A 16,541-nucleotide genomic window follows, 5' to 3' on the forward strand; every position below is an offset into this window, starting at 1 on the left:
AAAAGGCGGATATTTGAATCCGCCTTTTTTATATCCGATAACGACTAGCGGCCTGCTCCATAAGCCTGGATATATTTCTGCAATACCTTTTCATTTCGTTTGACAAAATCAATATCACTTCCGGGTACTGCCAGCACTGCCGGATCAGCTTTTTCTTTTAATTGTTGCGCCTGCTCTTTGGTGACTTTACCCAAATCGCCAAACAAAAAATACGCCGCTATCGCATTGCCCAGCGTTGAACTCAGGCGCATATATTCACCAACCGATTTCCAGCCATGCTGCCGCGTAACCTGATTTGCGGTATCGAGGAGATTTTTGGATTTCAGTAGCGCGTCGATTTTCTTGTCCTGCTCCGCAGGAGATAGCGCGTCAAATGCTTTGAGTTCGACTTCGGTCGCATTCATAGAGTCAACCACTTGTACAAATGGTTCAATATCGCGATTGGTTTGCATCCAACGCTGTACTGACTGGGCATTCAGACTTCTATTATCAGGTAACAACTGCGCATTTGTTGAGGTGCATAACACCAACATAATACCGGCAATGCAATAGCGAAATAATTTATTCATTAACAGCATCCACATCATCAGGAGACACGCAAGGTAACCGCTGTTACAAACGACCAAACCCAAAAGAAAAAGAATACTAAAAAGGGCGTTAACAGACCGAGCGATAAACCGGCAATGCCCTTGCCTTCATAGAAGGGATAAAATACAAACAATTGGATCAAAGTAGGAATTAACGCGATCACAAAACTGCGCGCGAACAAGCTGCTGGCAAAAATAGGTAATAAAAATAACAAGCCCCATAGTCCACTCCACACAATACGTGGATACATCCAATGAGGTGATATTGAACCAGCCAGTTGTACATTCAAGGATTGAGTAATCCCATAGCGGGAAAATAACCACATCACAATGCACATCACCAGACCACCAACACAACCGGCAGCAAAGACAACCAAGGTATTTTTCATAAAGTTCTACTCAACCAGAAATAATTACTGCCATTTATTGGCAGAGACGCACTAGATACCAGGCGACAGTTTATCATTCTGCCTTAACACTTGGTTACGCCAATAATCCTGTTTGAGCTGCTACAATGGCCGCTCAGAATTAGCCAGCGACCACCACCCAGCGATCCCTACTATGTTTCGTTATTTTGAAAGCCTGATTAAGCCCTTTCCGCCACAAGCCCCTACCGCCCCCCCGAAAACCCTTTATGCCTTCTGCCGGCACTATAGCCGGGGCGCGGAATTGTATCTCGTGGGCATGGCGATTTTCACCGGCTTGATCGCCGTTATGGAAGTTTCTTTATTTGGATTTTTGGGCGAGCTCGTCGATTCGCTCAATAAACACTCACCGCAAACATTTTGGGCTGAATCCCACGACCAATTGATCTGGATGGGATTTATCCTGCTGCTTGCGTTGCCGGTATCAGTGTTGCTTCACTCGCTGCTGATGCATCAAACCCTGCTGGGAAATTTTCCCATGCGCATCCGGTGGCAAGCGCACCGTTACTTGCTCGGGCAAAGCTACCAGTTTTATCAGGATGAGTTCGCCGGTCGTATTGCAACCAAGGTAATGCAAACCGCATTGGCAGTGCGCGAAACCATCATGAAACTCCTTGATGTTTTGTTATACGTGTTGGTGTATTTCACCGGTATTCTTGTGCTGTCCGCGTCACTCGATTGGCGTTTGGCAATCCCGCTGATGATGTGGTTCTTTGCCTATGCCGGACTGCTTTATTATTTCTTGCCCCGCCTTGCAAAAATCTCCTCGGCACAAGCCCATGCGCGTTCCGATATGACCGGCCGTCTCGTTGATACCTACACCAACATTTCTACAGTGAAATTGTTTTCGCACTCCAATCGCGAGGCTGATTATGCCAAAAAAGGCATGGAGTATTTTTTATCGACTGTCCACCCGCAAATGCGTCTTGCTACCTTGTTAGGCACAGGTGTATGGCTGATTAATGCACTCCTGATTTTTGCTATTGCAGCAATGTCGCTGTGGCTCTGGTCAAGCGCTGCTATCACTACCGGTGCGATTGCCGCAGCGGTTGGTTTGGTTTTGCGTTTGAACGGCATGGCGCAGTGGATTATGTGGGAAGTATCCGCTCTGTTTGAAAACATCGGTACTGCACGCGATGGTTTGAATACCTTAACTATTCCTCGCGACGTGCAGGATAAGCCTGATGCACCGCCGCTACTCATCAAACAAAGCACTATCGATTTTAAATCAGTGCGTTTCAACTATGGCAAAGATGATGGCTTGCTGCAAAACTTTGATCTGCATATTAATGCCGGTGAAAAAATTGGCCTGGTAGGCCGCTCAGGTGCAGGAAAATCTACACTTGTGAATCTGCTTTTGCGTTTTTATGACGTTGATGCCGGAACTATATTAATCGACAACCAGAATATTGTTGATATCAAGCAGGAAAGCTTGCGTGCGCAGATTGGTATGGTTACTCAGGACACATCCCTGCTGCATCGTTCGATCCGCGATAATTTGCTCTACGGAAAACCGGATGCCACCGAAGAAGAAATGATCCGTGCGGCACAACAAGCCGAGGCTCATGACTTTATTATGAGCCTCACCGATAATGAAGGCCGCAAAGGTTACGATGCCCATGTAGGCGAACGCGGCGTGAAGTTATCAGGAGGCCAGCGCCAGCGCATCGCGATTGCGCGCGTACTGATAAAAAATGCCCCGATTCTCATTATGGATGAAGCAACGTCAGCATTGGATTCGGAAGTAGAAGCCGCAATTCAAACTAATCTGAACTGGTTAATGCAAGGCAAAACTGTCATTGCGATTGCACACCGTTTGTCCACCATCGCCGCACTGGATCGTTTGATCGTATTGGATAAAGGCCAAATTATCGAACAGGGAACCCATAGCGAACTGATCGCCAAAAATGGCATATACGCACATTTATGGACACGTCAGTCGGGTGGATTCTTAGGAGAGTTTTGATTTTATTAAAAACGGATTAGCAGAAATTTTCGCAAGCTAATCCGTTTTTAAATTTTAGTCTTACCACATCAGATCATCGGGGATGACATAATCTTTATAGGGATCATCTTCATCCGCCTTGTTATCACTTTTGGTGTTAGCAACTACGATAAATTTCTCATCGCGCTGGGCAATTTTATCGGCAACGATACGCGGCACCAACTCGTACCCTTCGCCCAATTTCACCACCGCTAAAACGCCGCGCACGATTTGCTCCAGCACTAGTGGCGATACGCGCATCTTCTTGATAAGTTTGCCATCGGTGAAATTATATTCCACATCACCATTGCCAGCCGCTTTGGATTGGCGGTGGTTTTCAATAAGCTGCTTGATTTGCGCGGCAATAGCTTTTTGCTGCAACTCAAGGTCGCGCTGGCGATTCAATTCACGATCGCGCTCCGCTTTTTCCAATCGCGCCTGCTCAGCTGATTGCTTTATTTCATCAACTGCTTCTTCACTGGAGCGCCGCGCTACGTTGGTTTCTTTACGCTTTTCTTTATTTGCCTGCTTGGCTTTTTTAGCGTCGATCAAACCCGCTTTAAGAAGTTGATCCTGAAGGGATGCCATAAATATTCACCTGCCAAATAAAATTTTGCGCATAATACTACCCTCTTTTGACTCTTCACACGAATTTGCGTCCATGAAAACCTGGGATATTTTTTGCCGCGTTATCGACAACTTCGGCGATATCGGTGTCTGCTGGCGATTGGCCCGACAGTTGGTATTGGATCACGGCCAATGCGTGCGCCTGTGGGTAGATGACCTGGATTCGCTCGCACGTATTTGGCCCACTGCGCAAAATATCGACAGCCAGGAACTGGCCGGAGTTGAGGTTCGCCGCTGGAGCGCTGGGTTCCCGCCAAACATACAGATAGCTGATGTCGTCATTGAAGCCTTTGCTTGCGATATCCCCACGCCCTACCTGCTCAACATGGCAGCGAAAAAAGCAGCGGAAGTAGAACCGGTTTGGATCAACCTCGAATACCTGAGTGCGGAAAGTTGGGTTGAAGATTGCCATCGCATGCCGTCCACCCACCCGACCACCGGGCTACGCAAAACGTTTTTTTTCCCGGGATTTAGCCCCCGCACCGGTGGCCTGCTCCGGGAAAAATCGCTCTTACGCGAGCGCGGTCAATTTGAGCCTGATCACTGGCTGGAGCAACTCGGCATCATTCGACAAGCCGGTGCGCTACTAATCTCACTTTTCGCATACGAAAATCCGGCAATCGCCGAGCTGCTGAAGATTTGGAGTAAATCGAGTATTCCAATCCATTGCCTGGTACCCGCCGGAAAGATCCTGACAAGCATTAACCTGTCATTGGGGAAGAATCTGGTTAGCGGTGATATCTACAAAGACGGGAACCTGTGCTTGCAGGTCATTCCTTTTATTACCCAGATCGAATATGACTACTTACTCTGGGCATGCGACATCAATTTTGTCCGCGGCGAAGACTCTTTTGTAAGGGCGCAATGGGCTGCCAAGCCGCTAATCTGGCATATCTATCCGCAGGATGAGGATGCCCATATCAGTAAGCTTTCCGCTTTTCTCGATACCTATACCGGTGTTTCAGACGCTTCTGACAACAGATTAACCAATGCCGCAATCCGCGCTTTATGGCTGGCATGGAACCAAAATGGCGAGATTCAGGAGAGCTGGCAGGCGGTATTCACCCAATTACCAAAATGGCAGCAACACAGCCGGGATTGGTGCGATTTACTGACACAACAACCCGATTTGGCTAGCCAGCTTGTTGATTTCTGTGCTGGTCGGCAAGCCTAAAAAAGCACTACAGAAAAACAACAAAGAACTGTATAGTAGCGCGCCGATTTCAAACCCGGGACTCCTGGGGGCTTTTAAGCCCGCGCGCTATGCGAACCAAGGCTTCCCTCTTTATTCGTTAACCATTGCAAACTGGGATTTACCATGAAAAATGCTCAAGAATGCCGCGCTGGCAACGTTCTGATGATCGACGGCTCACCCTGGGTTGTTCAAAAAGCGGAATACAACAAATCTGGACGTAACTCTGCCGTTGTTAAAATGAAGCTGAAAAACCTGCTGAACGGTATGAATACTGAAACTGTTTACCGTGCAGACGACAAATTCGAAGACATCCAATTGGATCGTAAAGAAGTAACCTATTCTTACTACGCAGATCCAATGTACGTATTTATGGACCCGGAATTCAACCAATACGAAGTAACTGCAGAAGAGTTGGGCGACCTGCTGCCATGGATCGAAGACGGCATGGAAGACGTATGTGATGCAGTATTCTACGAAGGTAAAGTTATTTCTGTAACTCCACCTAACGCCATCACCCGTGAAGTAGCTTACACCGAGCCAGCAGTACGTGGTGACACCTCTGGCAAAGTGATGAAAACTGCAAAACTGCTTAACGGCACCGAATTGCAAGTTGCTGCGTTCGTTGAGATCGGTCAAAAGATCATCATTGACACTCGCACTGGCGAATATAAGTCTCGCGCTTAATTGCAGATTCATGACGCAAATAAAAATGGCGCTGCAAGGGCGCCATTTTTATTGGTGTATGCCTTATAACATCAAAGGAAATATCCAAGCGATCCTGCACTTCATAGTGTCTTCTTCGTCAGGTGTAAAATTTATTTTTTGAATGTCATGGCTTCATCCAATTATTTAGATATTCACCACAATACAGATATTGCAATCGCTTTCGTAGGGTAGGTGGATGTACCCATCATTTATTATCATTGCTGTTCAAAAATATAATTTCTGCCTTGATAGTCGCAAACGTAATAACGGCTGCCCAATTCACCACAATCAATCAGACTTAACGCTGCAGGCACACTAAATGACTCGCTCACTGCCATAGCAGCCTTATCTTTCTTGAGAAAGCCAAACATGGTTTCAAAACGCTGCGAGAAATCCAATCCTTTCGTTTGTAAATCCTGATAAAGATAGTCGAATTTTTTATAAGTCATCGTTACACCACAAAGACCAATCTCGCACATTTTTCCGATGTATTTTTCATAAGCTGCCGCTAAACTGGCCGAGCCAACCCCGACCTTTGGCAAAGCCATAGTGTTGTGAGAGTCGAGCACCTTGGCAGCAAGGCGATGATTGGCTTTGTTACCCAGCAACTCATAGATCGAATCGACACAACGAATTTGGTGGCCAATCAACTCACATGATGAATCCGCCTGTAACGATGTAACAATATCACGCTTGATATCAGGTGGAGATGCAACCGGTAGCTCACTGATACTACGAGGAGCGGGTAAGGTATTGGAAATGGAAGGGACTACCGCAACCTTTTTCACCGGTGGAGGCAGTTTAATGGCATTGCGCTCCGCTGGTCGTTTTAACAACGAGTATTGCACATGCTCATTGTTCTTTTTGAATTGATGAAACGGCGGCAAGTTTTTAACCTGCGCCTTTGCCTGTAACTGGCAATAGACTTGTTTGTAATAAGTTTCGGCAAAGGCAAAACAAAATTGATCAGCGTAAGCAGGATGAATTGCACAAGACATAACAACAAAAAAATAGGCTGGTATTTTCATCGTCCTTCACCCCAAAAGCTTGTTATTAGTATTCAGAAAAATAATTCAAGACATCCATTTCCTGATGTAACACGCCGATGATTTCAACGATTTCCGCTCTGAAGCGATAAAAGACAACATGCTCTGCTTGAGGAAATGAATAAAAACTTTCGCCTATATCGAATCTGTTTCTACCCAGCCGAGGATTTTCTGCAAGCCATTCAAAACGCAATTCAAGCTGTTTGAGATATTTATTGCCTGTGCCCTACCCCATTTTTGCTCCGTATAACGACCAATACTTTTTAAGTCATCCCTGGCAAGGGGAGTTACCCGATAATTCGTCATTAGGTGTCCTTATCCAATTCCTCGATCAGGTTATCCATAGAAAAGTTTTCAACAAACTGGCCTTGGTCAGCTTGTCGTACACTTTGGGAAAGATGGGCTCTTAGCGCCTCAAGCTTTTGCTTTCTCTCTTCCAAGGTCCGCAACGCATCGCGCACCACCTCACTCGCAGAACCATAACGACCACTGGAGATTTCATTTTTTATAAATGCCTCCCAATGATCACCCAAACTAAGGCTTGTGGTAGCCATCACTGCCCCCATATTCATATTTAACAATAATGAATATAGGCCGTTTTGAATATGATGGCAATACATCCCTTAGCCCTAATGCGTAATCAACCAACACTGGTGGATTTTAGGGTTGCGTTTAAAATCTTCATCAATTGTGCGCGCACTAATATCCTTGATAGTAAAACCGCTCAGCGCGTCAGTATCCAATTTAAAACTGCGCAGATTATTAGAAAAAATTAATGTGCCGCCTTCTGCCAGGGAGCGCATGGCATTGTTGATCATACCGACATGATCCCGCTGTACATCCAATACATCTTCCATCCGCTTGGAATTGGAGAAACTCGGCGGGTCGAGCAAAATCAAATCAAATTGTTGGTCATTATCTTCCAACCATTTTAAACAATCCGCCTGTTCCAGTCGGTTGCGCGATTCACTTAAACCATTCAACGCATAATTCTTGCGCGCCCAGTTGAGATAGGTATTGGACATATCCACACTCACGGTGTAGCGCGCACCCGCCATAGCCGCGTGTACACTGGCGGTGGCGGTGTAGCAAAACAAATTTAAAAAGCGTTTGTCTTTGGCAAGGTCTGCAATCATCAAACGCACAGGGCGATGATCAAGGAACAAACCCGTATCCAAATATTGCCACATATTAATGTGAAGTTTTGCTCGACCTTCCTGCACACTAAACACATCACCCGTTGGGCGTTCGCTGATTTTTTCGTATTGGCTGGAACCTTTGTTGCGACGACGTTGCTTGTAGCTAATGTTTGAAACAAGAAGATCCAATGCAAAAGGCACTGCCATTTCGATTTCCGCAAAACGCTGCGCAGCACGATCTTCATCAATCGATTTTGGCGCTGCGTACTCTTGCACATGGGCATAAAGTTGCGGCGCACGATTAGGTTGGGTCTGGCCGCGATAGATATCAATTGCGGCAGAATATTCAGGCATATCTGCATCGTATAAACGATAGCAGCTGATATCATTTTTCTTCGCCCACTTCTCTAACTGCTTGAGATTTTTTTGCAGGCGATTTACTAACATCTGCGCGCCATTGGATAGCGCAGCAGCTTGCTCTTTTTTGTTTTCTACTTTTACACGTTGCTCGGCTTCTTTGCGCTCTTCATTGTCTTTACTGAAGCGTGCATCTTGCTCAACGCGACTTTGTACAAAAGCTTCACTGCTAATGTTGAACATCAACAATTCGCTTGCGATAGTACCGTTAAAAAATTTGTATTTTTTATCCACCCGCAATCCCATTTGTTTACCAAGTTCGGGATTGCCGGTAAACACAGCCGCACGCCAGCCTTGAAACTCATTGCGCAAACGTTCACCTAAATGTGCATACAATAATTTTAACGATTCAATTTCACCGAGCCGCTCACCGTAAGGTGGGTTGCTGATGACCAAGCCAAATTCCATTGATTTGTTGTGCGTGGGTTTAACGAAATCAGCCAACTCTTTGCGGCTCACACGCAACCAATGATCCAGCCCGGCGCTGACGATATTATCTTCTGCAGCACGAATCACTTTTACATCGGCATCATAACCGCGAATTTCCGGCAGGTTCTCGCGTTCGAGTCCGGCTTTTTTACGTGCAAAAGCTTCTTCACGTAAATCCAGCCAAATATCGTTGCGATGGTTTAGCCATCGCTCAAAACCAAAACTGCCGCGCAATAAACCAGGTGCGATATCAGCCGCAATTAATGCCGCCTCGACTAATATGGTGCCGGAACCACACATAGGGTCGAGCAAGGCGCCGCCTTGTGCGGCTATCTCCGGCCAACCAGCGCGAATCAAAATGCCGGCCGCCAGGTTTTCTTTCATGGGCGCACTACCCTGCTTCACACGGTAGCCACGACGATGCAGGCTGTCGCCCGAGAGATCGATACTGACAATCACTTTATTTTTGGACAGGCGCACATTCACGCGCAAGTCGGGATCGCGCTTGGCGACCGAAGGACGTTCGCCGCTGAAATCGCGCAAACAATCGACTATCGCATCCTTCACTTTTACAGCGCCAAATTGGGTGTTGCGGATCGCATCGTTGGTGCCGATAAAATCCACCAGCAAGCTGCCGTTCGGGCTTAGATGCTCCTCCCAGCGCAGTTCGCGCACGCCATCATAGAGTTCTTCCTGGCTATTGGCTTCAAAACTGGCAAGGGGCAATAACACCTTGTTAGCCAAGCGGGACCACAGACAAGCGCGATAAGCCATCGCGATATCGCCCGAGAAGTAAATACCTGCGACTGTCTCGCGCAGGTCTTCTGCGCCAAGGGTTTGCAACTCTGTGTACAGCAAGCCTTCCAAGCCTTTAGGGCAAGTGGCGAAATATTGATGCGTCATTGTGCGTTTCCAAACTGAACTTTCCTGAACGTCACCTGACTAAAACAAGGTGAGCGTCATTAAATTGTCAAATACATCTGCTAGGCCGATATGCCATATAGAACGGCATATGTATAAAAATTTAATCGTTCACGACATCCGTTAAATCTGGTGTACTCACCCAACCTGTAAAAAACCAAGGAGATTGTAAAAACCAGTCAGACATGTAAGTGAAAGACCGCAAGACCGCTTCCGTCGATAGGCAACACTCTATCGATAAACCACAATATAGAGGTGCAATAACTGATGAAACGTCAAAAACGTGACCAAACAGAACGCGCATTCGTTAAAGGGTATCAAGCAGGTATTGATGGGCGCTCTAAAAGCCTTTGTCCCCATGAGACCGGCCAGGCTCGCCAACAGTGGCTTAATGGCTGGCGCGAATCGCGCATCGATCAGTGGGACGGCTATAGTCGTTTGGCACAGGTTCAAAAAGTAAACAATATCCAACCCATGGCCATGAGTGGCTAAACTTCAAGTAAGACCAACAGAATTTACCAACCAAATCATTTTTTGATTCTATAAGCCCGCTCTTGCGGGCTTCGTCGTTTTTGGGCGCGGTTAAAGCCCTTTTTGATAGCTGGCAATCCCGGCAGAGGCACGGCCAATCAGGCTCGGGCCTTCATAGATAAAACCGCTATACACCTGCACCAGGCTCGCACCGGCGCGAATCTTATCGGCTGCACTGGCTTCATCAAAAATTCCGCCTACACCGATAATCGGCAATTTGCCGCCCAAACAGGAATTGAGTGTGCGGATTACATAGGTACTCTTGTCGCGCACCGGCAGGCCGCTCAATCCACCGGTCTCGCTGCCATTCTCGTAAACTTCAACGCCAACTCGGGTAATAGTGGTATTGGTGGCTATGACGCCATCCATACCTTCCTGCAATAACACGCCGGCGACCTGCGCGATTTCGCTGTCATCCATATCCGGGGCAATTTTTACTGCGATGGGCACATAACGACCAGTCGCTTGTTGCAATAAGCCCTGTTCTTTTTTGAGCGGAGACAACAGCTGGGAAAGTGAATCACCAAACTGCAGGTTGCGCAGGCCAGGAGTATTAGGCGATGAAATATTGACGGTGATGTAATCGGCGTGCTCATAAACCTTGCGCAAACAGATCAGGTAATCATCCACCGCATTTTCCACCGGCGTAGTAGCATTTTTACCGATGTTGATTCCCAGCACACCTTTATAGCGGCGCTTCTGCACCTGCGCGACCAAATGGTCAACACCTTTATTGTTAAATCCCATGCGGTTAATGATGGCGTGGGCTTCCGGGATACGAAACAACCGCGGTTGCGGGTTACCTGATTGCGGACGTGGAGTGATAGTACCGATCTCTACAAAGCCAAAACCCAAAGCACCCAGCGCATTGAAATAATCGCCATTTTTATCCAACCCAGCCGCCAACCCGACAGGGTTGTCAAAGGTCAATCCCATTACATTCACCGGACTGCTTGGGATACTGGGTGAAAATAAACCAAGAACGTGCAAGCGCTCGGCTGCACCCAAGACATCCAGGCTAAGTTCATGGGATGTTTCGGCATCAAGGCGGAATAAAAGATCGCGAATTGTTTGATACATAGCAGGCTCGTGGACGTTAACTGGAATAGCGATTGGGCATAGCAATAAACAAGGCCGCAAGGATACTGGATTAGCGAGGTCAAAGCACCCCAAACCTCAGCTTATCACGCCAATCGTTGGATGGACTGAAAGCGATTCTCGTCATCAAAATCGATTTGAAAGGTACCGCGGATACCATTGTGCAAAACAAATGGCCGCAAGATCCCCGCAGGAAAGCGAATGCTGCGGCCATCAATACTGTGGGCGAAGACAGTTTTAACGCTGCCCTCATATAACCGTTGGAATTCCTCTGTGGAGATCGACAGGTTTACGATAATACTTTTCAAAAATTCACTCTCTCGGTTTTATTCTGGCGAAGGATATTCATCCAACGCTTCACAATGCTGGCTCGCTTGGGCCAGATCCAATAAGTCGCGCAGTGCAACCGCAACCATCGCGAAATCAGTACCACTCACTGCCTGCAGTTCGTTGATCATTGATTTCCAACGCGCAATCAATAATTGATGCTGGCTACTCCAGCGCTGGATTAATTCATCCAACGGCAAATTCTTATCCATAAATCGAATCAAGGATACACTCAAGCTGCGCAATTGCGACTCCAAATCGCCCAAATAAGTCTCGCGTGCCATTGCTTGCCAAAAATTATCGACCGGCAAATTGGAAATCTGGTTTGAGAACCAGGGCAAACTCAAATAATTACCCAGCGCAAAATAAATACGCGCCAGCTGTTCAATATCCTGATTGGCAATGCGTGCTGCTTCCACTACGCTCAATCCGGAATATAAATCCGCCGGGCGCGTGATACAGCTAACCAAATTATCGGACAACCCAAATGCGCGTAATTTCTGCACCGCATCCTGCCACTCGGTCAAGGCATCACCGACCAATAGTTGCGGTAAGTTTTCATTAATTTTCTTCAGGCCTGACGCAAACAACTCAACTTCGCTCGCCGGATTTAAATAGCTGCGGCGATTACGCAAGAACCAGCGTGCAGCGCGGCGAATTTTACGCATCATCATACTGATAAGCTGCAACTGCCGCTCTGCCGGCACTGTTGTACCTGCTGTATCCAATGCAGCCAAAAATTCCGGCATGGCATAAATATCACGGGCGATGACATAGGCTTTTGCTACATCGCCAGCGCTTGCACCGGTGGACTCCATCAGCCGCTGGGCAAAACTGATGCCCATGGTATTTACCATATCGTTGGCAATTTGAGTGGCAACTATTTCGCGGCGCAAGCGATGGTTGCGCAAAGCCAATGGAAACAATTGCGCAATTTTATTGGGAAATGCGGTTTCAATAAATCGGGCAAGATAATCGTCATCGACAATCGTTGTCTTTGCCAGATCCTCTTTTAACACGGCCTTGGCGTAGGAAATCAAAATCGACAACTCGGGGCGAGTAAGCGCTTTACCGTGAGTTTGCCGCTCAAGCAATACCTCATCATTTGGCAGGAATTCCAACTTACGATCAAGGCGTCCCGCCGCTTGCAGTGCATTCATAAAGCGGCGATATTCCGCGCTGCGTTGTAATGCATCGAACTGCGCCACACTGATCGCCTGGGTTTGCCGCGTATTATTATGAAGCACTAATTGCGCTACATTTTCCGTCATATCAACCAATAATTGGTTGCGCTGTTTTTGAGTTAAATCACCATTGACAACAATTTCGTTTAACAAAATTTTAATATTGACTTCGTGGTCGGAGCAATCGACACCACCGGCGTTGTCGATAAAATCGGTATTACATGCACCGCCATTTAAACAGTATTCAATACGGCCACGTTGAGTCATCCCCAAATTGCCACCTTCGCCAAATACCTTGCAGCGCAGCTCATCACCATTCACCCGCAAACTATCATTGGCTTTATCACCCGCATCGGCATGGGCTTCGCTGCTGGCCTTAACATAAGTACCAATACCGCCATTCCAAATTAAATCAACGGGCGATTTTAGCAACGCATTAATTAATTCGGTGGGCGTGAGGGAGGCAGCATCCAATCCAAACCGACTGCGCATTTGTGTTGAGATGGCGATAGATTTTGCGCTGCGATTAAATATTCCTCCACCCTCACTGATCAACGCTTTATCATAATCATCCCAAGTCGTTTTCGGCGTAGTAAATAGGCGCTGCCGCTCGCTAAAACTCTTTGCAGGATCAGGATCAGGGTCAATAAAAATATGTTGGTGATTAAACGCCGCCACCAGTTTGATTGCCTGCGATAGCAACATACCATTGCCAAATACATCGCCAGCCATATCGCCAATACCCAGCACAGTCACCGGTTGGGTTTGTACATCAATATTTTTTTCGCGGAAGTGACGCTGCACAGAAATCCAGGCCCCGCGCGCGGTAATTCCCATTCCTTTGTGATCGTAACCCTGACTACCACCCGACGCAAAAGCATCGCCCAACCAATGGTTGTATTCAGTGGAGATAGCATTGGCGATATCGGAAAAACTGGCTGTGCCTTTATCGGCTGCCACTACAAGATAAGGATCATCATCGTCGTAACGCACCACCCTCACGGGGGGACGAATATTACCTTCGACAAAATTATCGGTTAAGTCCAGTAAGCCGCGAATTAACCACTGGTAGCAGACGATTCCCTCCTGCAACTGCTGCTCGCGATTCGCATTAGCCGGCATTTTTTTGCATACAAAACCACCTTTGGCACCGCTGGGAACTATTACCGCATTTTTAACTTGCTGCGCTTTTACCAAGCCCAAAATTTCAGTGCGATAATCCTGCAAGCGGTCAGACCAACGCAATCCGCCACGCGCCACTTTACTGGTACGTAAATGCAGGCCCTCCATACGCGGAGAATAAACAAAAATTTCAAACATCGGGCGTGGAGCGGGAATATCCGGCAATTTACGCGGAGAAAACTTAAGCGATAAATAAGGTTTTGCTTCCCCCTGCTCATCCACCTGATAAAAATTGGTACGTAACGTGTTATCGATCAGTGCGAGAAAGCGGCGAATAATACGGTCATCATTTAAATTTTGTACCGCATCCAACCGCGCGAGGATGTCGCTTTGCAAATTAGCGATTCGCTCCGCTGTTTTTTCATCCACCAGATCCGGATCAAATTTTAAACTAAACAGTTCAACCAATTTGTGGGTAATCGCCGCCTGGTTTGCCAAAGCGACTGCCATATAGCTGGCACTAAAAGGGAATAGCGTTTGGTGCATATAGCCAGAATAAGCACGCAAAATGACGACTTCGCGCCAGTGCAATCCGGCTGTGGTAATTAACGTATTGAACGCATCACTGTCAGCCTGACCGCGCCAGATCGCTGCAAAAGCAGTAATAAATTTATCTTTAAGCGTCGACAAATCGATGCTGCCAGAAAACTGATGCGCAAGTTTAAAATCGTGCAGCCAAAACAGTTGACCGGAGCGGGTTTTGATATCGTAAGTACTTTCGCTTACCACGCGAAAACCAAGGTTTTCCAATACTGGAATCACATCCGATAACGCCAGCGTAGTAGCGCGATGGAAAATCTTGAATTGCACAAACGCGCCCTGCTCAATCGCGCGCGAGTGGTACATACTGAGAGCAATATTTTGCGCAGCAGAGGATTCGCTTTGCGATGTGCCATTAAATAATTCATTAATTGAGACTATATCCTGCACCGCCGTGCGCGCATCATATTGTTCTTGATAGGCAGTGGAAAACGCGTCGCGATATTCTCGCAGCAGCCGGGCGCTCGCTTCCTCGCCATGAACCTCCATCAATGCCGTATGTAAATAGTCTTCCCATGACCGGGTAATATTGACAATACCGGCTTGCAGGGTTGCCACATCAACCTGCACCGGCACACTGCTATCAACTTTAAAGACCAGATAAACCCGTGCAAGAATGGATTCAGAGAAATAGGTGGTAAACTCGCTTTCGTGCGAGCCTATTGCGCTACCAATTAATTTCTGGATCGCCAAACGAACCTTGGTAGAAAAGTAATCCCGCGGTACATAGATAATAAAATTAATAAATTTTCCAAATAGATCGCGCCGCATAAACAAGCGCACCATAGAACGCTCATTAATTTGTGCCACACCCATCAAGGTTTCGTATAACTCGGTGCTGCTGCTTAAAAACAGTTCATTGCGCGGGAATGTTTCGAGCAATTGCCGTAAATTTTTTCCATCGTGGCCTGACTCATCAAGGCCACTGCGCGCAAAAACTTTAGCGACTTTAGTGGCGATAAGCGGAATATTAAAAGGACTCATCAAATACACTGCAGAGGTGTAAAGCCCGAGAAAACGCACCTCGCCAATAACCTCACCCTGCGGATTAAACCGTTTGACGATGACGTAATCCGAGTAGGCATAGCGATGAACACGTGCACGGGTCGATGACTTTGAAAAAGTGATAACTTGCGGTACTAGATGGAAGCGCGCCATACCTTCATTAAAGGAGTCCAGCGCTAAAGAATTCACTTCACTGCCCGACCCCTCTCGCAGCGTGAAAATACCTAATCGCTGGTCCGGGATTTCATAGAGAACTTTTTTGCCATCAACTTCTTTAAATTCATAGGCGGCATAGCCGAGAAACGTGAACTTATCTTCCGTTAGCCAATGCATAAACGCCTTGGTCTGCTGGATATCTGCAGCGGCGAGAGCCTCATTTGCGAAATTAAGGTTTTGCTCGGCACCCAGTGCCGCAGCACGCATGAGTTGATAATCATCAACAACACGCTCGACATCGGCCAAAATACTGTGCAAGCTCAGGCAAATATCGGCCAACTCTTTTTGGTCAGTATGGACGCTGATTTCCATCACAATCAGCGCGTCGCTACTTTTTTCGTCCGCCTGTTGCTGTACCGCTTGCCCATTTTCACCGTCAATTAACTCAATCAGTTGATGGTGGGTATCGCGTACCAGATTAAGCACCGTACTCTTGATCGTATAGATCGCAATATTGCGCCGGTTTAATTCGATGCGAATAGAATCCACCAAAAAAGGCATGTCTTTTTGCAACACCACCAGCGCCGTGTGGGGACAAACCCAACCGTCCTCCGCCAGAGCGGGATTAAACAAGCGCACCTTGGGAGTTTCAGGATCGTAATGCTGGATAAATTGCCACCATTGGTAGAGACTGCCAAACACATCGCTCAAGCGCCGTCCAACCAATTCCTCTAGCGGGTAATAATTAAAAAACTTTTTTGCCAATCGCTGGACAGAGTCCAACTCTTTGCCAGTCAATTTGGTCGCGCTGTAGAGATTAAATTCGTCCAAAAACTCCACCAGCGTGTGCTGGCTTACCAATGGGCTATTCACAATCTGAACTCCTGTCATAGGTGGACCCGATATTCATTAAGGTTAGTCGAAAAATTCAGCTAAATAGTTGAAATCGCAGGGAACCGTCACCACCTTGCGCAGTCTATCGAGCACTTTTGTCGCGCTGGATGATGCCGCACTGGCTCACCGGCCTTGAATCAACCCACAAT

14 protein-coding genes are annotated in these 16,541 nt (G+C 47.1%); 4 read left to right on the forward strand and 10 right to left on the reverse strand.

From position 1 onward, the window contains the following. Nucleotides 1-44: 44 nt before the first annotated feature. The gene (locus AC1RJL_RS05950; protein WP_492911912.1) at nucleotides 45-569 is read right to left on the reverse strand and encodes a hypothetical protein; all 525 of its coding nucleotides are present in this window, start codon (nucleotides 567-569) and stop codon (nucleotides 45-47) included. 17 nt (nucleotides 570-586) lie between these two features. Next, the gene (locus AC1RJL_RS05955; RefSeq protein WP_492911914.1) at nucleotides 587-976 is read right to left on the reverse strand and encodes a hypothetical protein; all 390 of its coding nucleotides are present in this window, start codon (nucleotides 974-976) and stop codon (nucleotides 587-589) included. A gap of 172 nt (nucleotides 977-1,148) precedes the next feature. On the opposite strand from AC1RJL_RS05955, the gene AC1RJL_RS05960 reads away from it, so the two are divergent. Continuing rightward, entirely contained in the window at nucleotides 1,149-2,978 is a 1,830-nt protein-coding gene (locus tag AC1RJL_RS05960; protein ID WP_492911916.1) for an ABC transporter ATP-binding protein, read from the forward strand. A gap of 60 nt (nucleotides 2,979-3,038) precedes the next feature. Here the strand turns inward: AC1RJL_RS05960 and AC1RJL_RS05965 are convergent, their stop codons facing one another. After that, nucleotides 3,039-3,584: a DUF2058 domain-containing protein gene (locus AC1RJL_RS05965; RefSeq protein ID WP_492911918.1), complete on the reverse strand. Its 546-nt coding sequence runs from the start codon at nucleotides 3,582-3,584 to the stop codon at nucleotides 3,039-3,041. A gap of 73 nt (nucleotides 3,585-3,657) precedes the next feature. Here AC1RJL_RS05965 and earP point away from each other — a divergent pair, with 73 nt between their 5' ends. Next, a complete protein-coding gene (earP, locus tag AC1RJL_RS05970) occupies nucleotides 3,658-4,797 on the forward strand; it encodes an elongation factor P maturation arginine rhamnosyltransferase EarP (protein WP_492911920.1) in 1,140 nt (379 codons plus the stop codon). 144 nt (nucleotides 4,798-4,941) lie between these two features. Beyond that, nucleotides 4,942-5,502, forward strand: a complete 561-nt coding sequence (efp, locus tag AC1RJL_RS05975; RefSeq protein ID WP_492911922.1) for an elongation factor P — start codon at nucleotides 4,942-4,944, stop codon at nucleotides 5,500-5,502. 236 nt (nucleotides 5,503-5,738) lie between these two features. Here efp and AC1RJL_RS05980 read toward each other — a convergent pair whose 3' ends face one another. From AC1RJL_RS05980 to rlmKL, 4 genes are all read right to left on the reverse strand, one after another. After that, nucleotides 5,739-6,551 (reverse strand): hypothetical protein, encoded by an 813-nt coding sequence (locus tag AC1RJL_RS05980; protein WP_492911924.1) that lies wholly within the window; start codon nucleotides 6,549-6,551, stop codon nucleotides 5,739-5,741. A 25-nt stretch (nucleotides 6,552-6,576) separates the two neighbouring features. Continuing rightward, nucleotides 6,577-6,762, reverse strand: a complete 186-nt coding sequence (locus AC1RJL_RS05985) for a type II toxin-antitoxin system RelE/ParE family toxin (RefSeq protein WP_492911926.1) — start codon at nucleotides 6,760-6,762, stop codon at nucleotides 6,577-6,579. A gap of 112 nt (nucleotides 6,763-6,874) precedes the next feature. After that, entirely contained in the window at nucleotides 6,875-7,123 is a 249-nt protein-coding gene (locus AC1RJL_RS05990; protein WP_492911928.1) for a type II toxin-antitoxin system ParD family antitoxin, read from the reverse strand. Between the two features lie 75 nt (nucleotides 7,124-7,198). Further along, on the reverse strand, nucleotides 7,199-9,457 hold the full coding sequence (gene rlmKL, locus AC1RJL_RS05995; protein ID WP_492911930.1) for a bifunctional 23S rRNA (guanine(2069)-N(7))-methyltransferase RlmK/23S rRNA (guanine(2445)-N(2))-methyltransferase RlmL: 2,259 nt from the start codon (nucleotides 9,455-9,457) through the stop codon (nucleotides 7,199-7,201). A 285-nt stretch (nucleotides 9,458-9,742) separates the two neighbouring features. Between rlmKL and rmf the strand changes: the two genes are divergently transcribed. Further along, nucleotides 9,743-9,967, forward strand: coding sequence for a ribosome modulation factor (rmf, locus tag AC1RJL_RS06000; protein ID WP_007641871.1), 225 nt, complete (start codon nucleotides 9,743-9,745; stop codon nucleotides 9,965-9,967). Between the two features lie 90 nt (nucleotides 9,968-10,057). On the opposite strand, the gene AC1RJL_RS06005 is transcribed toward rmf, so the two are convergent. From AC1RJL_RS06005 to AC1RJL_RS06015, 3 genes are all read right to left on the reverse strand, one after another. Next, nucleotides 10,058-11,086 (reverse strand): quinone-dependent dihydroorotate dehydrogenase, encoded by a 1,029-nt coding sequence (locus AC1RJL_RS06005; protein WP_492911932.1) that lies wholly within the window; start codon nucleotides 11,084-11,086, stop codon nucleotides 10,058-10,060. Between the two features lie 104 nt (nucleotides 11,087-11,190). Next, complete coding sequence (locus AC1RJL_RS06010; protein WP_492911934.1) at nucleotides 11,191-11,412, reverse strand: DUF2835 domain-containing protein; 222 nt, start codon at nucleotides 11,410-11,412, stop codon at nucleotides 11,191-11,193. 18 nt (nucleotides 11,413-11,430) lie between these two features. Next, nucleotides 11,431-16,371, reverse strand: a complete 4,941-nt coding sequence (locus AC1RJL_RS06015; protein ID WP_492911935.1) for an NAD-glutamate dehydrogenase — start codon at nucleotides 16,369-16,371, stop codon at nucleotides 11,431-11,433. Nucleotides 16,372-16,541 lie beyond the last annotated feature (170 nt).

Source organism: Cellvibrio sp. GW822-FHT04B05 (assembly GCF_058800985.1).